Origin of the sequence: Comamonas sp. MYb69, from assembly GCF_037479315.1 — a bacterium.
In the GTDB taxonomy this organism is placed as follows: domain Bacteria; phylum Pseudomonadota; class Gammaproteobacteria; order Burkholderiales; family Burkholderiaceae_C; genus Comamonas.
The window spans coordinates 100,169-115,698 of record NZ_JBBGZG010000018.1; the positions used below are offsets into that span (position 1 = coordinate 100,169).

Consider the following 15,530-nt stretch of genomic DNA (forward strand, 5'->3'; position numbering starts at 1 on the left):
CAGTCTAAAAAACATAACACACTGGCGCCCTGTTTATTTTCAGGCGCGGACTCCCATGCGAAGAATCACTGCTGACAACGCCACATTCGGCGTTTTTCTGGCCTTTTTGCTGATCCCCCTGTCGGGCATCGGCACCGATATCTACCTGCCCTCGATGCCCGCCATGGCCCAGAGCCTGGGCGGCACCGCCTCCCAGATCCAGCTGACCTTGACCTTGTTCATCGCCGGCTATGGCCTGGGCCAGCTGGTGGTGGGCGTGCTGCTGGACCGCTTTGGCCGCTGGCGGCCCACGATGGTGGCGCTGGCCCTGTTTGCGCTGTCGAGCGCGGCCATTGCCGTCAGCGACGACATCGTGGTCATCTGCGCGCTGCGCCTGCTGCAAGGCCTGCTGGGCGCCGTCGCCGTGGTCGGCAAGCGCACCTTTTTTGTCGATGTGTTCCGGGGCCCGGCGCTGCAGCGCTACCTGACCTGGATGACCGTGGTCTGGTCGCTGGGGCCCATCTGCGCGCCTTTTATTGGCGGCTTTGTGCAGACCCACTGGGGCTGGCGCGCCAACTTTGTGGTGCTGGCCGTGTTCTCGGTGGTTGCGCTGGTGCTGGAGCTGCTGGGCGGCGGCGAGACCCTCGCCCAGCCCCAGCCTATCCGTCCCCGTGAAGTGGCCAGCCGGGCCTGGGAGATCATGCGCAACCGCGCCTTTGCGCGCGGCGTGCTCTGCGTCAGCGCTGCGTATGCGATGGTGATGGGCTGGAGCATGGCCTCGCCCTTTATCGTCGAGACCGTGTACCACCGCCCGCCCACGACGACGGGGTCGTTGGCGCTGCTGATGGGCCTGGCCTGGATGGGCGGCGGCCTGATCGCCCGTGCGGCGATGGCGCGCTCGCTGGCGGCCAAGCACCAGGCTGCGCTGTTGGCGATGGCCGGTTTCATCGCACTGCTGGCGCTGACAACCTGGCTGCCCGCGTCCTGGCCATCGCTGGAAGTGATGGCGGCCGTCGCCTTTTGCATCCATGTGGCGGCGGGCCTGGTGTTCAATATCCACTTTGCCAATGTGCTGTCGATGTTCCCTAAACACGCTGCCTTGTCGGGCGGTATCGCCGGTGGTCTGGCCTTTTTGCTGACCTCGCTGCTCGCGTCCTTGGGCATCCACCTGGTGAACCCGCAGACCGGCTTGGGCCTGGCGGCGGTCTATGGCGGGCTGGCCTTGTTGCTGGTGGCCGCCTGGCTGACGATGCTGGCGCGTCCGGCACCGGCAGCGGCCTGCGCAACGCCATAATCGACCAGGCCCCCGCATCTCGCATCTGTCGAATCTGTTTAGCAAGGAGTGATCGCTATGGGACATTTTGTAGATCTGACCTCGGCCGACGGCCAGGTGTTTCCCGCCTATATCGCCGAGCCTGAAGGCAAAGCACGCGGCGCCATCGTAGTGGTGCAGGAGATCTTTGGTGTCAACTCGCACATCCGCTCGGTGGCGGACCGCATTGCCCAAAGCGGCTATGTGGCGATTGCGCCCGCCACGTTTGCCCGCGTCAAGCCCGGTGTGGACCTGGGCTACAGCGAGGCCGACATGCAGGCCGGTGTGGCCCTGAAGGCCGCTGCCGAAGCGCCCGCCGTGGCCCCTGGCGTGCTGCTGGACCTGCAGGCCGCGATTGACGAGGGCGCACGCCGCAGCGGCGGCAAGGTCGGCATCACCGGCTTTTGCTGGGGCGGTCTGCTGGCCTGGCGCGCAGCCTGCGAGCTCCAGGGCCTGTCGGCTTCGGTGCCCTACTACGGCGGCGGCATGACCACCGGCGACGAGATCGCGCGCCAGCCGCATTGCCCGGTGATGGCCCATTTTGGCGACAAGGACCACTGGATCTCGCTGGCGTCGGTGGATGCCTTCCGCAGCGCCCACCCCGAGGCCGAGGTCTATGTCTACGCGGCCGACCACGGCTTCAACTGTGACCAGCGCGGCTCCTACGATGCAGCGGCATCGGCCGCCGCACGGGCGCGCAGCATGGCCTTTTTTGCCAAGCATGTAGGCTGAGCGGTCACTCCCGCCTAGCGCCGCACCAAGCCTTGCAGGTTCTGAGCCTGCAAGGCTTTGTTGCATTTTCGGGGGGTCTTCGTAACACCGTCGTCATGGGGGCTGCAGATGATGCGCGCATCGCTCACTTTCAACGACAAACACCATGCGCACCCCCTTTTTCCGTGCCGCCGATCTGCGGATGGCACCGCTTCCCTTGGCCGCGCTGGCCGCTGCCGCCATGCTGACGGCCTGCGGCGGTGGCGGCTCCAGCAGCGCCAAATCGGCGACCGCCACCTTGGCGGTGCTGGAGACCACCGACCTGCACTTCAACATCCGCAGCTACGACTACTTCAAACTGGCCGATGACCCCTCGTATGGCTTTGAGCGCACGGCCACCCTGATCCGCCAGGCGCGCAGCGACTTTGCCAATACCTTGCTGGTGGACAACGGCGACACCATCCAGGGCACCGCCTTGGCCGACTACGAGGCGCAGGTGGCGCCGATTGCCTGCGACCAGCAGCTGTCGATGTACAAGGCCATGGCCGTGTTCAAGTTCGATGCCGGCACCTTGGGCAACCATGAGTTCAACTATGGTCTGCCCTTTCTCAACCAGGTGCTCGGTGGCGGCCTCCAGGTCGATGGCGTCGATGCCAGCAAGAAGTGCGCGGGCAATGGCTACCCGATGGCGCTGGCCAATGTGCTCAGCAGCCAGACCAAGGCCCCGCTGGTGTCGCCCTATGTGGTGCTGGAGCGCGAGATCAGCGGCACCGACAGCGACGGCAAGGCCGTCAAGCTGCCCATCAAGATCGGCGTAATCGGCTTTACCACGCCCGGCATCCTCGGCTGGGACAAGCGCCATCTGGAAGGCAAGGTGCAGGTGACCGGCGCCGTCGAGGCCGCGCAAAAGTATGTACCCGAGCTGCGCAGCAAGGGCGCCGACATCGTTGTGGCGCTGCTGCACGGCGGCCTGGACGCCTCGGAATACCGCGCCGACATGGAGAACCCGGGCCTCTACCTGAGCCAGGTGGCGGGCATCGATGCGATGGTGATGGGCCACCAGCACAGCGTGTTCCCCGACACGGCCGCGCAACCGGCATTCAGCATGGCGGGGGTCGACAACAAGGCCGGCACCATCAACGGCGTGCCGGCGGTGATGGCCAGCAGCTGGGGCAAGGCGCTGGGCGTGGTGGCGCTGGCGCTGAAGTGGGACGGCAAGGCCTGGAGCGTGGACAAGACGCAGAGCAAGTCGGAGCTGCGCAGCACCACCACCGGCAAGGATGCCGCAGGCAAGACCAGCTATGTGGCCGTTGACAGCAGCATTGCACCGGTGGTGAAGAGCCAGCACCAGGCGGCGATCAGCTATGTGAAAACGCCGGTGGGCCAGACGGACTTTCGCATGGGCACGCAGTTTGCCGATGTGGGCGACCCCGGCGCGATCCAGCTGGTCAACCAGGCGCAGCAGGACTATGTGCAGCGCTATGTGCAGGCCAATCTGCCGCAGTACGCGCAGCTGCCGGTGCTGTCGGTAAGCGCGCCTTTCAAGTCGGGCTTCCAGGGCGGTGCGGACTACACCGATGTGGCCGCCGGCCCGCTGGCGATCTACAACGCGGCCGACCTCTACCTCTACCCCAACACCGTCTACGCGGTAAAGGTGAACGGCGCGCAGATCAAGCGCTGGCTGGAGGCCGCTGCCCAGCGCTTCAACCGCATCGACCCGGCTGCCACCGCAGACCAGTGGCTGATCAGCAGCTTCCCCGGCTACAACTTCGACATGTTCACCACCGCCGACATGCGCTACCAGATCGATGTGACCCAGCCCATCGGCAGCCGCATCGTGGATCTGCAGTACAGGGGCGCGCCCATCGACCCGGCGCAGGACTTTGTGATTGCCACCAACAACTACCGCGCCACCAGCGGCAAGAGCTTTCTGCCGGAGCTCGATGGCCGCGCCACGATCTATGCCTCGCCCGATGCCAACCGCGATGTGGTGATCTCGTACATCAAGGAGCACCCGCAGGTGACCCGCGCAGCCAACGGCGCTGCCCACAGCTGGCGCTTTGCCAAGACGCCAACGGCCGGCAAGGTGCTGTTCACGTCGGCGGCCAACGCGCTGTCGGTCGCCCAGGCCGCGGGCCTGGCCAATGTCTCGCTGGACAAGGCCGATGACGGCACGGGCACACAGCGCGCGGTCTACCGCATTGATCTGGGCCAGTAAGCCGTCCAGCAGCGGTGCAAGCGCTATCTACCCGTGCGGGTCAGGTAGCGTTTGTACGAGAAAAAGCCGATCAGCGCCACGGTGATGCAGGCCATCACGCCCATCGCCCACCAAAAGCCGTCTTCCTTGTGGATGAGCGGGATGAACTCGAAGTTCATGCCAAAGATCGCGGCAATCAGGTTGAGCGGCAGGAAGATGGCGGTGATGGTGGTGAGCGTGCGCATGATGTCGTTGGCACGGTTGCTCTGGACCGAGAAATGCATCTGCACGGCGGTCTCGGTGCTTTGCTCCAGCCGGCGCACATGGTGCACCACGCGCTCTATGTGTTCGAGCACATCGCGGCTGCGCACCTTGAGCGCTTCGAGCTCGCGCTGGGCGCTGGGCGCCTCGGGCTGGGGCCAGGTCTCCAGCGCATCGACCCAGTCCTGCACGGCCGCGCGCTGGTCCTCGCAGATCTCGTCGAGCTGGTGCAGGGACAGGCGCGCTTCGAGCAGCGCCTGCCAGTTGGCAATGCGCTTGCGCGGCGACAGCAGCGCGCTTTGCCACTGGTCCAGGTGGCGCGAGAGTTCGCGGCGCAGGTCCAGGTAGTTGTCCACAATGATGTTGACCACGCGCATCATCAGATCGGCCGGGGACATGGGCAGGCGGATGGGCTGCAGGCCGCCCGGTGTGGGGCTGCTGCCGGGGTTGCGAAAGGCCTTGTCCTCGCGTGCCAGGCGCTCTTGCGTGGCATGCGATATCTGGCCCAGGTCGGGCGCATTGGCATCCTGCGGGGCGGGCGCGCCGGCCTTGGCAAACTGCAGCAGGCGCCGGGCATAGGCGTCGCGCACGGTGCAGTCCTCGGGGTGCACCGACAGCAGCACCCGCTCCCAGGCGGCAAAGCCGACCGGGATGGTGCTGATGTGGGGCGCCTCATTGATGGGCTTGGCAGCGGCGGTGCGCCGGGCGGCGGCCAAGGCGGCGGTGCCCGCCTGCGAAGGGGTGCTGGCCAGGCGCCGTATCACCAGCAGGTCGTACTGCGAGGTGTAGTCGTAGTGGGAGGGGAGCTGGGCATTGAGCAGGTCGGAGACATGCAGATCGACCAGGGGCGCGCCGCTGAGCTTTTGCAGCGCCAGCTGCAGGCTGCCCAGCTGCTCGCTGAAGTAACCGCGCGTGCAGGCCAGCCACAAAAAGCCTTTGTCGGGGAGTTCATAGGGCACGGCGGCCAGCTCGCTGGCCTCGTTGCCGATGATGTGAAAGATGCGGATGCTGCTGGGTGTACTCACCGGAATTCCTCGCTCGGTTCAGGCGCAGCATGGCAAAAAAAACGGGCCTGTGCAAGCCCGTCCTGGTATTTTTGCTATCAGTTTTTCTCTTTGAGCCAGCGCGCGGCGTCCAGCGAGAAATAGGTCAGGATGCCATCGGCACCGGCCCGCTTGAAGGCCAGCAGCGACTCCATCATCACCTGGTCATGGTCGAGCCAGCCGTTCTGGGCGGCGGCCTTGAGCATCGCGTACTCGCCGCTGACCTGGTAGGCAAAGGTGGGCACCTTGAACTCGTCCTTGACGCGGCGCACCACATCCAGGTAGGGCATGCCGGGCTTGACCATCACCATGTCGGCGCCCTCGGCCAGGTCCTGCGCCACTTCGCGCAGCGCCTCGTCGGTGTTGGCAGGGTCCATCTGGTAGACGTTCTTGTCGGCCTTGCCCAGCGCGCCGCGTGTGCCCACCGCATCGCGGAAGGGGCCGTAGAAGGCGCTGGCGTACTTGGCGCTGTAGGCCATGATGCGGGTGTAGATGTGGCCCTGGGATTCGAAGGCCTCGCGGATCGCGCCAATGCGGCCGTCCATCATGTCGCTGGGGGCGACGATGTCGACACCGGCCTCGGCATGGTTGAGCGCCTGGCCCACGAGGATCTCGACGGTCTCGTCATTGAGGATGTAGCCGGTCTCGTCGAGCAGGCCGTCCTGGCCGTGGCTGGTGTAGGGGTCGAGCGCCACATCGGTCATCACGCCCAGCTGGGGGAATTCCTTTTTCAGCGCCCGCACCACGCGCGGGATCAGGCCATCGGGGTTGAGCGCCTCCTTGCCGTCGGGGGTCTTGAGCGCCGTGTCGATCTGGGGGAAGAGGGCCATCACCGGAATGCCCAGCGCCACACACTGCTCGGCCACCGGCAGCAACAGGTCCAGGCTCAGGCGGTCGACGCCGGGCATGGACAGCACGGGCTCGCGCTTGCCTTGTCCTTCATGCACAAAGACCGGGTAGATGAAGTCGTGCGGGGTGAGCACGTTCTCGCGGACCAGGTTGCGGGTGAAGGAGTCGCGGCGCAGACGGCGCGGACGGTTGTGGGGAAAGGGGGTGGGGCTGGACAGATGCATGCAGCAATTGTGCGCCAGATCAACGGCAGGCTGCACAGCGCGGGCCCGAGAGACTGCGCTGGGCATGGAGGAATGGCCGCTGGGCTTGTGCCGGGCTTGCGCCAGATCAAGGCCGGGCTTGCGCGCAGCATCGGACCGCTTTTAAGCCGGGGTCCAGCGCTGGGCCATCGTGCCAGCCACTACACTGTGGCGCATGCTCATGCTGTGGATCAAAGCCTTTCATATCGTGTTTGTGGCCAGCTGGTTTGCGGGCCTGTTCTACCTGCCCCGGATCTTCGTGAACCTGGCCATGGTGCCGGCCGACTCGCAGGCCGAGCGCGAGCGCCTGCTGCTGATGGCGCGCAAGCTCCTGCGCTTCATGACGATGATTGCGGTGCTGGCGCTGGGCCTGGGCCTGTGGCTGTGGCTGGGTTGGTGGCGCGGTGCTGGCGGCTGGCTGCATGCCAAGCTGTTCTTTGTGCTGCTGGTCATTGGCTACCACCACGCCTGCGCCGTGCTGCTGCGCAAGATCGCCAATGGCACGGACCGGCATTCGCATGTCTGGTACCGTTGGTTCAACGAGGTACCGGTGGTTGCCATGGTCATCATCGTGGTGCTGGTCGTCGTCAAACCCTTTTAATTCGCGCACACTTGGGTAGCCCATCACGGACAACGATCTGCGCACCAGGGCCTACGCACCATGCCTGACAGCCGCTCCGCACCCCTCAGCCTGCAAGAGCCTGCCCCGGCCGGCGAACACCGCACCATCGCCTGGCCGCTGGTGCCGGTGTATGTGGCGCTGATCGTCTTTGCCAGCCTCTTTCCCTTTGCCGGCTGGCGCACCCAGGGCATCTCGCCGGCGGAGTTCTTGCTCGCCCGCATCCCGCCGCCGTACTGGACCTGGTTCGATGTTTGGATCAATGTGGCCGGCTATGCGCCGCTGGGCTTGCTGCTGAGCCTGGGTTGGTGGCGCCATGGCTGGGTCAGGACGGGCTGGTTCTGGGCCTTGTGCGTGGGCAGCCTGCTGTCGCTTGCGATGGAGTTCCTGCAGATTTTTCTGCCGCTAAGGGTGTCCAGCAACATGGACTGGCTGCTCAACAGCATCGGCACCTTGCTGGGCGCGCTGGCCGTGCCCTTGCTGGCCTGGCTGGGTATCTTGCGGCGCTGGCGCGATGTGCGGGCACGCTGGTTCGATGCCGATGCGCGTGGCGCCATCGTGCTGCTGATGCTGTGGCCGCTGGCCTTGCTGTTCCCGGCCGCGCAGCCCTTTGGCCTGGGCCAGGTCTTTGACCGGCTGGAGATGTGGCTGGTCGACATGCTGGAGAACTCGGCCTTCGAGCACTGGATGCCCAACTTCATGCAGGCCACCGAGCCGCTGTCGCCCATCGGCCAGCTGATGGCCGTGCTGCTGGGCCTGCTGATTCCCTGCTGGCTGGCCTTCAGCGTGATGGGCAGCGTGACGCGGCGCATGGCCATGGTGGCGCTGGTGGTGCTGAGCGGCATTGCCGTCTCGGCGCTGTCGTCTTCGCTGAGCTACGGGCCGGCCTATGCCTGGGACTGGCTGGACCAGACCACGCGCCTGGGCATTGCGCTGGCCGTGTCGCTGGCGCTGCTGCAGGTGGGCCTGCCGCGCCGCTACTGCGTGCTGTTGCTGCTGATGGGCTTGATGATCGATGTCAACCTGCTCAACCAATCGCCGCCCAATCCTTACTACGCCGATGCCTTGCAGTCCTGGGAACAGGGGCGCTTTATCCGCTTTTTTGGCCTGGGGCAGTGGCTCAGCTGGCTGTGGCCGTTTGCGGTGATCGCCTATGTGCTGCTGCGCCTGGGCCGGCTGCCTGCTGTGGTAGCGGCGCGCCGGCGCCAACGGCTGCACCAGCACGCGGCCTCCGGCACCCCGCCCGAGCAAGGCTAAACGCAGTAGCCCGTGGCAGTATTGCGGCCTCTGGGCGCCAGGCGGGCGCCAAGCTGCCACAATGGGGGATCGCATTCGAAGAGAGCTTGGCATGAGCGAGCAAAAACCTGGCAACGACGGCCAGTACTACCAGCACCACGTGTTCTTCTGCCTCAATGACCGCGTCAACGGTGAAGACAGCTGTGCCCACCATGGCGCCAAGGACATGTTTGACCACTGCAAGGCCCGCGTCAAAGCCGAGGGCTTGAGCGGACCGGGCAAGGTGCGCGTCAACAAGGCCGGCTGCCTGGACCGCTGCGCAGGCGGGCCCATCATGGCGGTCTACCCCGAAGGCGTCTGGTACACCTATATCGACAATGACGATATCGATGAGATCGTCGAGTCGCACCTGAAGAACGGCAAGGTGGTCGAGCGCTTGCTGACCCCGCCCGACGTGGGCCGCTGAGCGCGCGCCTGCATCCTCCCCCGACTTTTTCCCGCATAGACACAGGGCGCCACTGCCGCTGCAGGCGGTGGGTGGCCCGCCATGGAGTAGACCGCAGCATGAACGCGCAAACCGAACGTTTCACCATCCATGGGCCGGCCGGCATTCTGGAAGTGGCCCGCGATCTGGCCGCCAGCCCCGATGGCGCGCAGCGCGGCACGGCCATCATTGCCCACCCTCATCCGCTGTTTGCCGGCACGATGGACAACAAGGTGGTGCAGACCCTGGCGCGGGCCTTTGTGGCCAGCGGCTGGACGGCGCTGCGCTTCAACTTTCGCGGTGTCGGCCAGTCGGCGGGCAGCTATGACGAGGGCCGGGGCGAGCGCGAGGATTTTCTGGCCGTTGTCGAGCAGCTCGCGCCCCAGGGCAATCTGGCGCTGGCGGGCTTTTCTTTTGGCTCCTTTGTGATGAGCCATGCCTTGGCGGAACTTTGGCCCCAACGCCAGATCGACAAGGCGGTGTTCGTGGGCACGGCCGCATCGCGCTTTACGGTGGCGACCTTGCCGCCCGAAGCCCATGAGCGCACCCTGGTGGTACATGGCGAAGCCGATGACACGGTGCCGCTCGCTGCGGTGATGGACTGGGCACGGCCTCAGATACTACCGGTTACGGTTGTGCCCGGAGGCGGGCATTTTTTCCACGGACAATTACCGCTTCTCAAAGGCCTGGTCACGCGGCACCTGCTGGCCCCCGCCTTGTGACGGTGGTGTAGTATTGCTATTGTTTTTGATATCCTGCGGCCAGTCTTCATGCGCTGCAGGCACTTGTTTCTAAGAGTTGAACGACATGAAATCGAGCTTGATGCCCACCCTGCGTAACTGGGCTGCAGCAGCGCTGCTGGCGCCCACCCTGGCCTTTGCCCAATTGGCAGCGCCCCAGCCGCCCGAGATCGCGGCGCGCAACTACCTGCTGTTTGACGTGACCACCGGCCAGATCCTGGCGGCCAAGGATGTGGATGCGCCGGTCGAGCAGGCATCGCTGACCAAGCTGATGACCGGCTATGTGGTGTTCGATGCGCTGCGCAACAAGAAGATCAGCCTGGAGCAGACCATGCCGGTGAGCGAGCGCGCCTGGAAGATGCCCGGCTCGCGCATGTTCATCGACCCCAAGATGCAGGTGAAGGTGGATGACCTGCTGCACGGCATGATCGTGCAGTCCGGCAACGATGCGACGATGGCACTGGCCGAAGCCGTGGGCGGCACCGCCGAGAACTTTGTGCGCCTGATGAACGAGCAGGCCAAGGCGCTGGGCATGACCAACACGGCCTACAAGAACCCCGAAGGCCTGACCGAGCCCGGCCACACGACGACGGCCAAGGACCTGAGCATTCTGGCCAACCGCCTGATCAAAGACTTCCCGGAGTACATGCACTACTACGCGACCAAGCAGTGGTTCTACCCCGGCACGCCCAAGTCCAACGGCACCAATCGTAATACTTTGTTGTTCCGTGACCCGACGGTGGACGGCCTCAAGACCGGCCACACCAATGCCGCCGGCTACTGCCTGGTCTCCACGGCCAAGCGCCAGGTGCCCAATGCGGGCGAGCGCCGCCTGATCTCCATCCTGCTGGGTGCTGCCAGCGACAAGGACCGCGCCAACGAAAGCCAGAAGCTGTTGAACTGGGGCTATACCGCGTTCGACACCGTCAAGCTGTTTGACGGCGGCCAGGCCGTGGCGACCCCCAAGGCCTGGAAGGGCGCGCAAAACACCGTCAAGATCGGCAGCGTGGCGCCCATCGTCGTGAATGTGCCAGCGGGCACCGGCGGCAAGCTCGAAACCCAGGTGGTGAGCCAGGAGCCGCTGATTGCGCCTTTCACCAAGGGCCAGAAGCTGGGCACCTTGAAGGTGATGGCAGGCGGCCAGCAAGTGGCCGAGGTGCCGCTGGTGGCGCTCGATGATGTCGCAGAAGCGGGCATCTTTGGCCGCGCCTGGGATGCGATCCGTCTGTGGATCAAGTAAAGCGGTGCTGATGCGGGCCCTATAAGAACCTGTTCAAAGTCTCCTCGCGCCGCGACAGCGTCTTTGCGGGATGGGATGCTAGGCGCAATACCGCAGCAATAGCCCAGCTATTGCGAGGATTTGCAACGACGCAGACCGCCCGCAAAGCCACTGTCCCTACGGGTTGGAGTGAAATCGGGCGATTTCTGCGCGCTGGCCCTTGCTTGCACCCCGGTGCAAGCTGCGTTCCATCCCTTCGAACTCATCCCGATTGCACTCCAACGCGGCTGCGTAGAGACTTTGAACAGGTTCTAAGGCCCGGCAGACGCCCAGCCCACCCCTCTGCAAAGCGTGCCCCTGGCACGCTTTGTGGTTTCTGTGCTCGCAAAAATGAGAGCGCCTGGCGCAGGGCTGCTGGGCGTTGTGCCGGGAAAGTGCCTGGATGGCGGCCACCGGGCGGCGGGCTTGGGTCCAAACCATTTGCTCAATTTGGAGTCAGGTGGTACATTAGAGGGCTTTTCGGAATTTCCGAAGGGGCTGCCGTCTTTGCCTTTGGGGCAAGGGGCTGGCAGCAAATCACGGTAAGTTCACGGTAATTTCACGTTTAGGGACGTTTATTAATGCCAACCATTAACCAACTCGTGCGTCAGGGCCGCACGGTAGAAGTTGTTAAATCCAAGAGCCCTGCTATGGAAAACTGCCCCCAGCGCCGCGGCGTGTGCACCCGTGTGTACACCACGACGCCTAAGAAGCCTAACTCGGCTTTGCGTAAGGTGGCCAAGGTTCGTCTGACCAACGGTTTCGAAGTCATTTCGTACATCGGCGGTGAAGGCCACAACCTGCAAGAGCACAGCGTTGTGCTGGTGCGCGGTGGCCGTGTGAAGGACTTGCCAGGTGTGCGTTACCACATCGTGCGCGGTTCGCTTGACCTGCAAGGCGTCAAGGACCGTAAGCAGTCCCGTTCGAAGTACGGTGCCAAGAAGCCTAAGGCCAAGTAAGCCCTGGTTTTTTGAACGAATACAAAGGTGCTGTGTCCCGCGTGGCGCGAGATTCAGCGTAGTGACCCCAAGCGCAAGTGTTTTGTGTGGGTCGAGTAAGTGGGAGTCCTTGATTGGCTCTCGCGGTGTCTGAAAAGATGCCAACTGAAGCAAAGATAGAGGTAAAGAAATGCCACGTCGTCGCGAAGTCCCCAAACGTGAAATTCTGCCGGATCCAAAGTTCGGCAATGTAGAGCTGTCCAAATTCATGAACGTGATCATGGAAGGCGGCAAGAAGGCAGTTGCTGAGCGCATCATTTACGGCGCTCTGGAACTGATCGAGAAGAAGCACCCTGATAAAGACCCACTGGAAGCTTTCGTTGTTGCCATCAACAACGTCAAGCCCATGGTCGAAGTGAAGTCCCGCCGTGTTGGCGGTGCCAACTACCAGGTGCCAGTGGAAGTGCGTCCTGTCCGTCGTCTGGCTCTGTCCATGCGCTGGATCAAGGAAGCTGCTCGCAAGCGCGGTGAAAAGTCCATGGCCCAACGCCTGGCCAATGAACTGCTGGAAGCTACGGAAGGCCGTGGCGGCGCGATGAAGCGTCGTGACGAAGTGCACCGTATGGCCGAAGCCAACAAGGCATTCAGCCACTTCCGCTTCTAAGCTGCGCGAGATCTGTCTCGATATTGCAAAGGCCGCATGCAACAATTTTTGCCTGCGGCCTTGCTCGGATTGAGACTGCCCTCACATCGTAGGCTGATGCCTGCGCAATCCGCCAGTCCGCATCGCCTCCACACTTACTGATCAACAAAGGATCAACCATGGCTCGCAAGACCCCCATCGAGCGCTACCGCAATATCGGTATTTCTGCGCACATCGACGCAGGTAAAACCACCACGACCGAACGTATCCTGTTTTACACCGGCGTGACCCACAAGCTGGGCGAAGTGCACGACGGCGCTGCTACCACCGACTGGATGGAGCAAGAGCAAGAGCGTGGCATTACCATCACTTCCGCTGCAGTGACCTGCTTCTGGAAGGGTATGGACATGTCCTACCCAGAACACCGCTTCAACATCATCGACACCCCCGGCCACGTGGACTTCACGATTGAAGTGGAACGTTCCATGCGCGTGCTCGACGGTGCTTGCATGGTGTACTGCGCTGTGGGTGGCGTGCAGCCCCAGTCCGAAACCGTGTGGCGTCAAGCCAACAAGTACAAGGTGCCACGTCTGGCCTTTGTGAACAAGATGGACCGTACCGGTGCCAACTTCTACAAGGTCTACGACCAGATGAAGCTGCGCCTGAAGGCCAACCCCGTGCCCGTGGTGATCCCAATCGGCGCTGAAGACAACTTCACCGGCGTGGTCGATCTGGTCAAGATGAAGGCCATCATCTGGGACGAAGCGTCCCAGGGCATGAAGTTCGAATACGCTGACATTCCTGCCGACCTGGTCGAGACCGCCAACAAGTGGCGTGAAAACCTGGTGGAATCGGCTGCCGAAGCCTCGGAAGACCTGATGAACAAGTACCTGGAAGAAGGTACCTTGTCCGAAGAAGACGTGAAGGCCGGTATCCGCGCCCGCACGCTGTCGACCGAAATCCAGCCAATGCTGTGCGGCACCGCGTTCAAGAACAAGGGTGTGCAGCGCATGCTGGACGCCGTGATCGACTACCTGCCTTCGCCAGTGGACATCCCTGACGTGGCTGGTACCGACCCAGAAGACGAAGAAAAGAAGCTGACCCGCAAGGCGGACGACGGCGAGAAGTTCTCCGCTCTGGCGTTTAAGCTGATGACCGACCCGTTCGTGGGCCAGTTGACCTTCGTGCGTGTGTACTCCGGCGTTCTGTCCAAGGGCGACACCGTGTACAACTCGGTCAAGGGCAAGAAAGAGCGTATCGGCCGTATCGTGCAGATGATGGCGAACGACCGTATCGAAGTGGACGAAATCCGCGCCGGTGACATCGCCGCTTGCGTGGGCCTGAAGGACGTGACCACCGGTGAAACCCTGTGTGACGTGGCTTCGCCTATCGTGCTGGAACGCATGGTGTTCCCAGAGCCCGTGATTGCACAGGCTGTGGAACCCAAGTCGAAGGCCGACCAGGAAAAGATGGGTATCGCTCTGTCGCGTCTGGCTGCAGAAGATCCATCGTTCCGCGTGCGCTCCGACGAAGAATCGGGTCAGACCATCATCGCCGGTATGGGCGAGCTGCACCTGGAAATTATCGTTGACCGCATGAAGCGTGAATTCAACGTGGAAGCCAACGTGGGCAAGCCCCAAGTGGCCTACCGCGAAACGATTCGCCAAAAGGTTGTGGACGTGGACGGCAAGTTCGTTCGCCAGTCCGGCGGTAAGGGCCAGTACGGTCACGTGGTGTTCACGGTTGAGCCGCAAGAGCCAGGCAAGGGCTTCGAGTTCGTCGACGCCATCAAGGGCGGTGTGGTTCCTCGCGAATACATCCCTGCGGTGGAAAAGGGCGTGATCGAAGCGCTGACCTCCGGCGTGCTGGCTGGCTACCCTGTGGTGGACGTCAAAGTGACGCTGACCTTCGGTTCGTACCACGACGTGGACTCGAACGAAATGGCGTTCAAGATGGCCGCTATCTTCGGTTTCAAGGAAGCTGCTCGCAAGGCCAGCCCCGTGATCCTCGAGCCCATGATGGCCGTGGAAGTGGAAACGCCTGAAGACTACGCCGGTACCGTGATGGGTGACTTGTCTTCCCGCCGCGGTATGGTGCAGGGCATGGACGACATGGTTGGTGGCGGCAAGGCCATCAAGGCAGAAGTGCCACTGTCCGAAATGTTCGGCTACGCCACGTCGCTGCGTTCGCAAACGCAAGGCCGCGCTACGTACACGATGGAGTTCAAGCACTACGCTGAAGCCCCACGCAACGTGGCCGAGGCTATTGTCGCTTCCCGCGCAAAGGCCTAAAATATGCGCCCGCACCTGGCTTGCCAGGTGCGGATCGCTCTTTGTCTACGATCGGGTGCCGCTTTGTTTCCTGTGCGAAGCGACCCAGCAATTCGGTGTAGACGTTAAACCCAACACAGGTTTTGCTCTTTATTTGGAGAATTCTCATGGCAAAAGGTAAATTCGAACGGACCAAGCCGCACGTCAACGTGGGCACCATTGGTCACGTGGACCACGGCAAGACCACGCTGACGGCTGCTATCGCAACCGTGCTGTCTGCCAAGTTCGGCGGCGAAGCCAAGAAGTACGACGAAATCGACGCTGCTCCTGAAGAAAAGGCTCGCGGCATCACCATCAATACCGCACACGTTGAGTACGAAACGGCTAACCGCCACTACGCTCACGTGGACTGCCCAGGTCACGCCGACTATGTGAAGAACATGATCACCGGCGCTGCCCAGATGGACGGCGCTATCTTGGTTTGCTCGGCTGCTGACGGCCCCATGCCCCAGACCCGTGAACACATCCTGCTGGCTCGCCAGGTGGGCGTGCCTTACATCATCGTGTTCCTGAACAAGTGCGACATGGTGGATGACGAAGAGCTGCTGGAGCTGGTGGAAATGGAAGTCCGCGAACTGCTGGACAAGTACGATTTCCCAGGTGACGACACCCCCATCATCCGCGGCTCGGCTAAGCTGGCTCTGGAAGGCGACCAATCCGACAAGGGTGAACCCGCTATCCTGCGTCT

14 protein-coding genes are annotated in these 15,530 nt (G+C 63.1%); 12 read left to right on the forward strand and 2 right to left on the reverse strand.

Annotated elements, in window-relative coordinates; all coding sequences use genetic code 11:
• The first annotated feature begins 55 nt into the window (after nucleotides 1-55).
• The 3 genes from WH303_RS21275 to WH303_RS21285 all read left to right on the forward strand — a co-directional run bounded on the left by WH303_RS21275 (nucleotide 56) and on the right by WH303_RS21285 (nucleotide 4,220).
• A complete protein-coding gene (locus WH303_RS21275; RefSeq protein ID WP_339521025.1) occupies nucleotides 56-1,273 on the forward strand; it encodes an MFS transporter in 1,218 nt (405 codons plus the stop codon).
• 57 nt (nucleotides 1,274-1,330) lie between these two features.
• Complete coding sequence (locus WH303_RS21280; RefSeq protein WP_021026525.1) at nucleotides 1,331-2,023, forward strand: dienelactone hydrolase family protein; 693 nt, start codon at nucleotides 1,331-1,333, stop codon at nucleotides 2,021-2,023.
• Nucleotides 2,024-2,168: 145 nt separating this feature from the next.
• Nucleotides 2,169-4,220: a bifunctional 2',3'-cyclic-nucleotide 2'-phosphodiesterase/3'-nucleotidase gene (locus tag WH303_RS21285; protein WP_339521026.1), complete on the forward strand. Its 2,052-nt coding sequence runs from the start codon at nucleotides 2,169-2,171 to the stop codon at nucleotides 4,218-4,220.
• A gap of 23 nt (nucleotides 4,221-4,243) precedes the next feature.
• Here the strand turns inward: WH303_RS21285 and WH303_RS21290 are convergent, their stop codons facing one another.
• Complete coding sequence (locus tag WH303_RS21290; RefSeq protein ID WP_445228319.1) at nucleotides 4,244-5,491, reverse strand: magnesium transporter CorA family protein; 1,248 nt, start codon at nucleotides 5,489-5,491, stop codon at nucleotides 4,244-4,246.
• Nucleotides 5,492-5,562: 71 nt separating this feature from the next.
• Nucleotides 5,563-6,576 (reverse strand): porphobilinogen synthase, encoded by a 1,014-nt coding sequence (gene hemB, locus WH303_RS21295; protein ID WP_339521028.1) that lies wholly within the window; start codon nucleotides 6,574-6,576, stop codon nucleotides 5,563-5,565.
• A gap of 199 nt (nucleotides 6,577-6,775) precedes the next feature.
• Here hemB and WH303_RS21300 point away from each other — a divergent pair, with 199 nt between their 5' ends.
• From WH303_RS21300 to WH303_RS21340, 9 genes are all read left to right on the forward strand, one after another.
• Nucleotides 6,776-7,195: a CopD family protein gene (locus WH303_RS21300; RefSeq protein WP_027010811.1), complete on the forward strand. Its 420-nt coding sequence runs from the start codon at nucleotides 6,776-6,778 to the stop codon at nucleotides 7,193-7,195.
• Nucleotides 7,196-7,255: 60 nt separating this feature from the next.
• Entirely contained in the window at nucleotides 7,256-8,470 is a 1,215-nt protein-coding gene (locus tag WH303_RS21305; protein WP_021026530.1) for a VanZ family protein, read from the forward strand.
• Nucleotides 8,471-8,561: 91 nt separating this feature from the next.
• Nucleotides 8,562-8,915 carry a (2Fe-2S) ferredoxin domain-containing protein gene (locus WH303_RS21310; RefSeq protein ID WP_021026531.1) on the forward strand — a complete coding sequence of 118 codons (354 nt, stop codon included), beginning with the start codon at nucleotides 8,562-8,564 and terminating at the stop codon, nucleotides 8,913-8,915.
• A 98-nt stretch (nucleotides 8,916-9,013) separates the two neighbouring features.
• Nucleotides 9,014-9,655: an alpha/beta hydrolase gene (locus WH303_RS21315; RefSeq protein WP_021026532.1), complete on the forward strand. Its 642-nt coding sequence runs from the start codon at nucleotides 9,014-9,016 to the stop codon at nucleotides 9,653-9,655.
• A gap of 85 nt (nucleotides 9,656-9,740) precedes the next feature.
• Nucleotides 9,741-10,913: a D-alanyl-D-alanine carboxypeptidase family protein gene (locus WH303_RS21320; RefSeq protein ID WP_339521029.1), complete on the forward strand. Its 1,173-nt coding sequence runs from the start codon at nucleotides 9,741-9,743 to the stop codon at nucleotides 10,911-10,913.
• A gap of 599 nt (nucleotides 10,914-11,512) precedes the next feature.
• On the forward strand, nucleotides 11,513-11,890 hold the full coding sequence (rpsL, locus tag WH303_RS21325; protein WP_012202325.1) for a 30S ribosomal protein S12: 378 nt from the start codon (nucleotides 11,513-11,515) through the stop codon (nucleotides 11,888-11,890).
• 169 nt (nucleotides 11,891-12,059) lie between these two features.
• Nucleotides 12,060-12,533 carry a 30S ribosomal protein S7 gene (gene rpsG / locus WH303_RS21330; RefSeq protein WP_021026534.1) on the forward strand — a complete coding sequence of 158 codons (474 nt, stop codon included), beginning with the start codon at nucleotides 12,060-12,062 and terminating at the stop codon, nucleotides 12,531-12,533.
• A gap of 158 nt (nucleotides 12,534-12,691) precedes the next feature.
• A complete protein-coding gene (gene fusA / locus WH303_RS21335) occupies nucleotides 12,692-14,803 on the forward strand; it encodes an elongation factor G (RefSeq protein WP_021026535.1) in 2,112 nt (703 codons plus the stop codon).
• 146 nt (nucleotides 14,804-14,949) lie between these two features.
• A partial coding sequence (locus WH303_RS21340; RefSeq protein ID WP_339521030.1) for a GTP-binding protein occupies nucleotides 14,950-15,530 on the forward strand: 581 nt, incomplete at its 3' end.

Coding starts and splice junctions, on each gene's coding strand:
- WH303_RS21275 (WP_339521025.1), top strand. CDS start 56: ATGCGAAGAATCACTGCTGACAACGCCACATTCGGCGTTTTTCTGGCC.
- WH303_RS21280 (WP_021026525.1), top strand. CDS start 1,331: ATGGGACATTTTGTAGATCTGACCTCGGCCGACGGCCAGGTGTTTCCC.
- WH303_RS21285 (WP_339521026.1), top strand. CDS start 2,169: ATGCGCACCCCCTTTTTCCGTGCCGCCGATCTGCGGATGGCACCGCTT.
- hemB (WP_339521028.1), bottom strand. CDS start 6,576: ATGCATCTGTCCAGCCCCACCCCCTTTCCCCACAACCGTCCGCGCCGT.
- WH303_RS21300 (WP_027010811.1), top strand. CDS start 6,776: ATGCTGTGGATCAAAGCCTTTCATATCGTGTTTGTGGCCAGCTGGTTT.
- WH303_RS21305 (WP_021026530.1), top strand. CDS start 7,256: ATGCCTGACAGCCGCTCCGCACCCCTCAGCCTGCAAGAGCCTGCCCCG.
- WH303_RS21310 (WP_021026531.1), top strand. CDS start 8,562: ATGAGCGAGCAAAAACCTGGCAACGACGGCCAGTACTACCAGCACCAC.
- WH303_RS21315 (WP_021026532.1), top strand. CDS start 9,014: ATGAACGCGCAAACCGAACGTTTCACCATCCATGGGCCGGCCGGCATT.
- WH303_RS21320 (WP_339521029.1), top strand. CDS start 9,741: ATGAAATCGAGCTTGATGCCCACCCTGCGTAACTGGGCTGCAGCAGCG.
- rpsL (WP_012202325.1), top strand. CDS start 11,513: ATGCCAACCATTAACCAACTCGTGCGTCAGGGCCGCACGGTAGAAGTT.
- rpsG (WP_021026534.1), top strand. CDS start 12,060: ATGCCACGTCGTCGCGAAGTCCCCAAACGTGAAATTCTGCCGGATCCA.
- fusA (WP_021026535.1), top strand. CDS start 12,692: ATGGCTCGCAAGACCCCCATCGAGCGCTACCGCAATATCGGTATTTCT.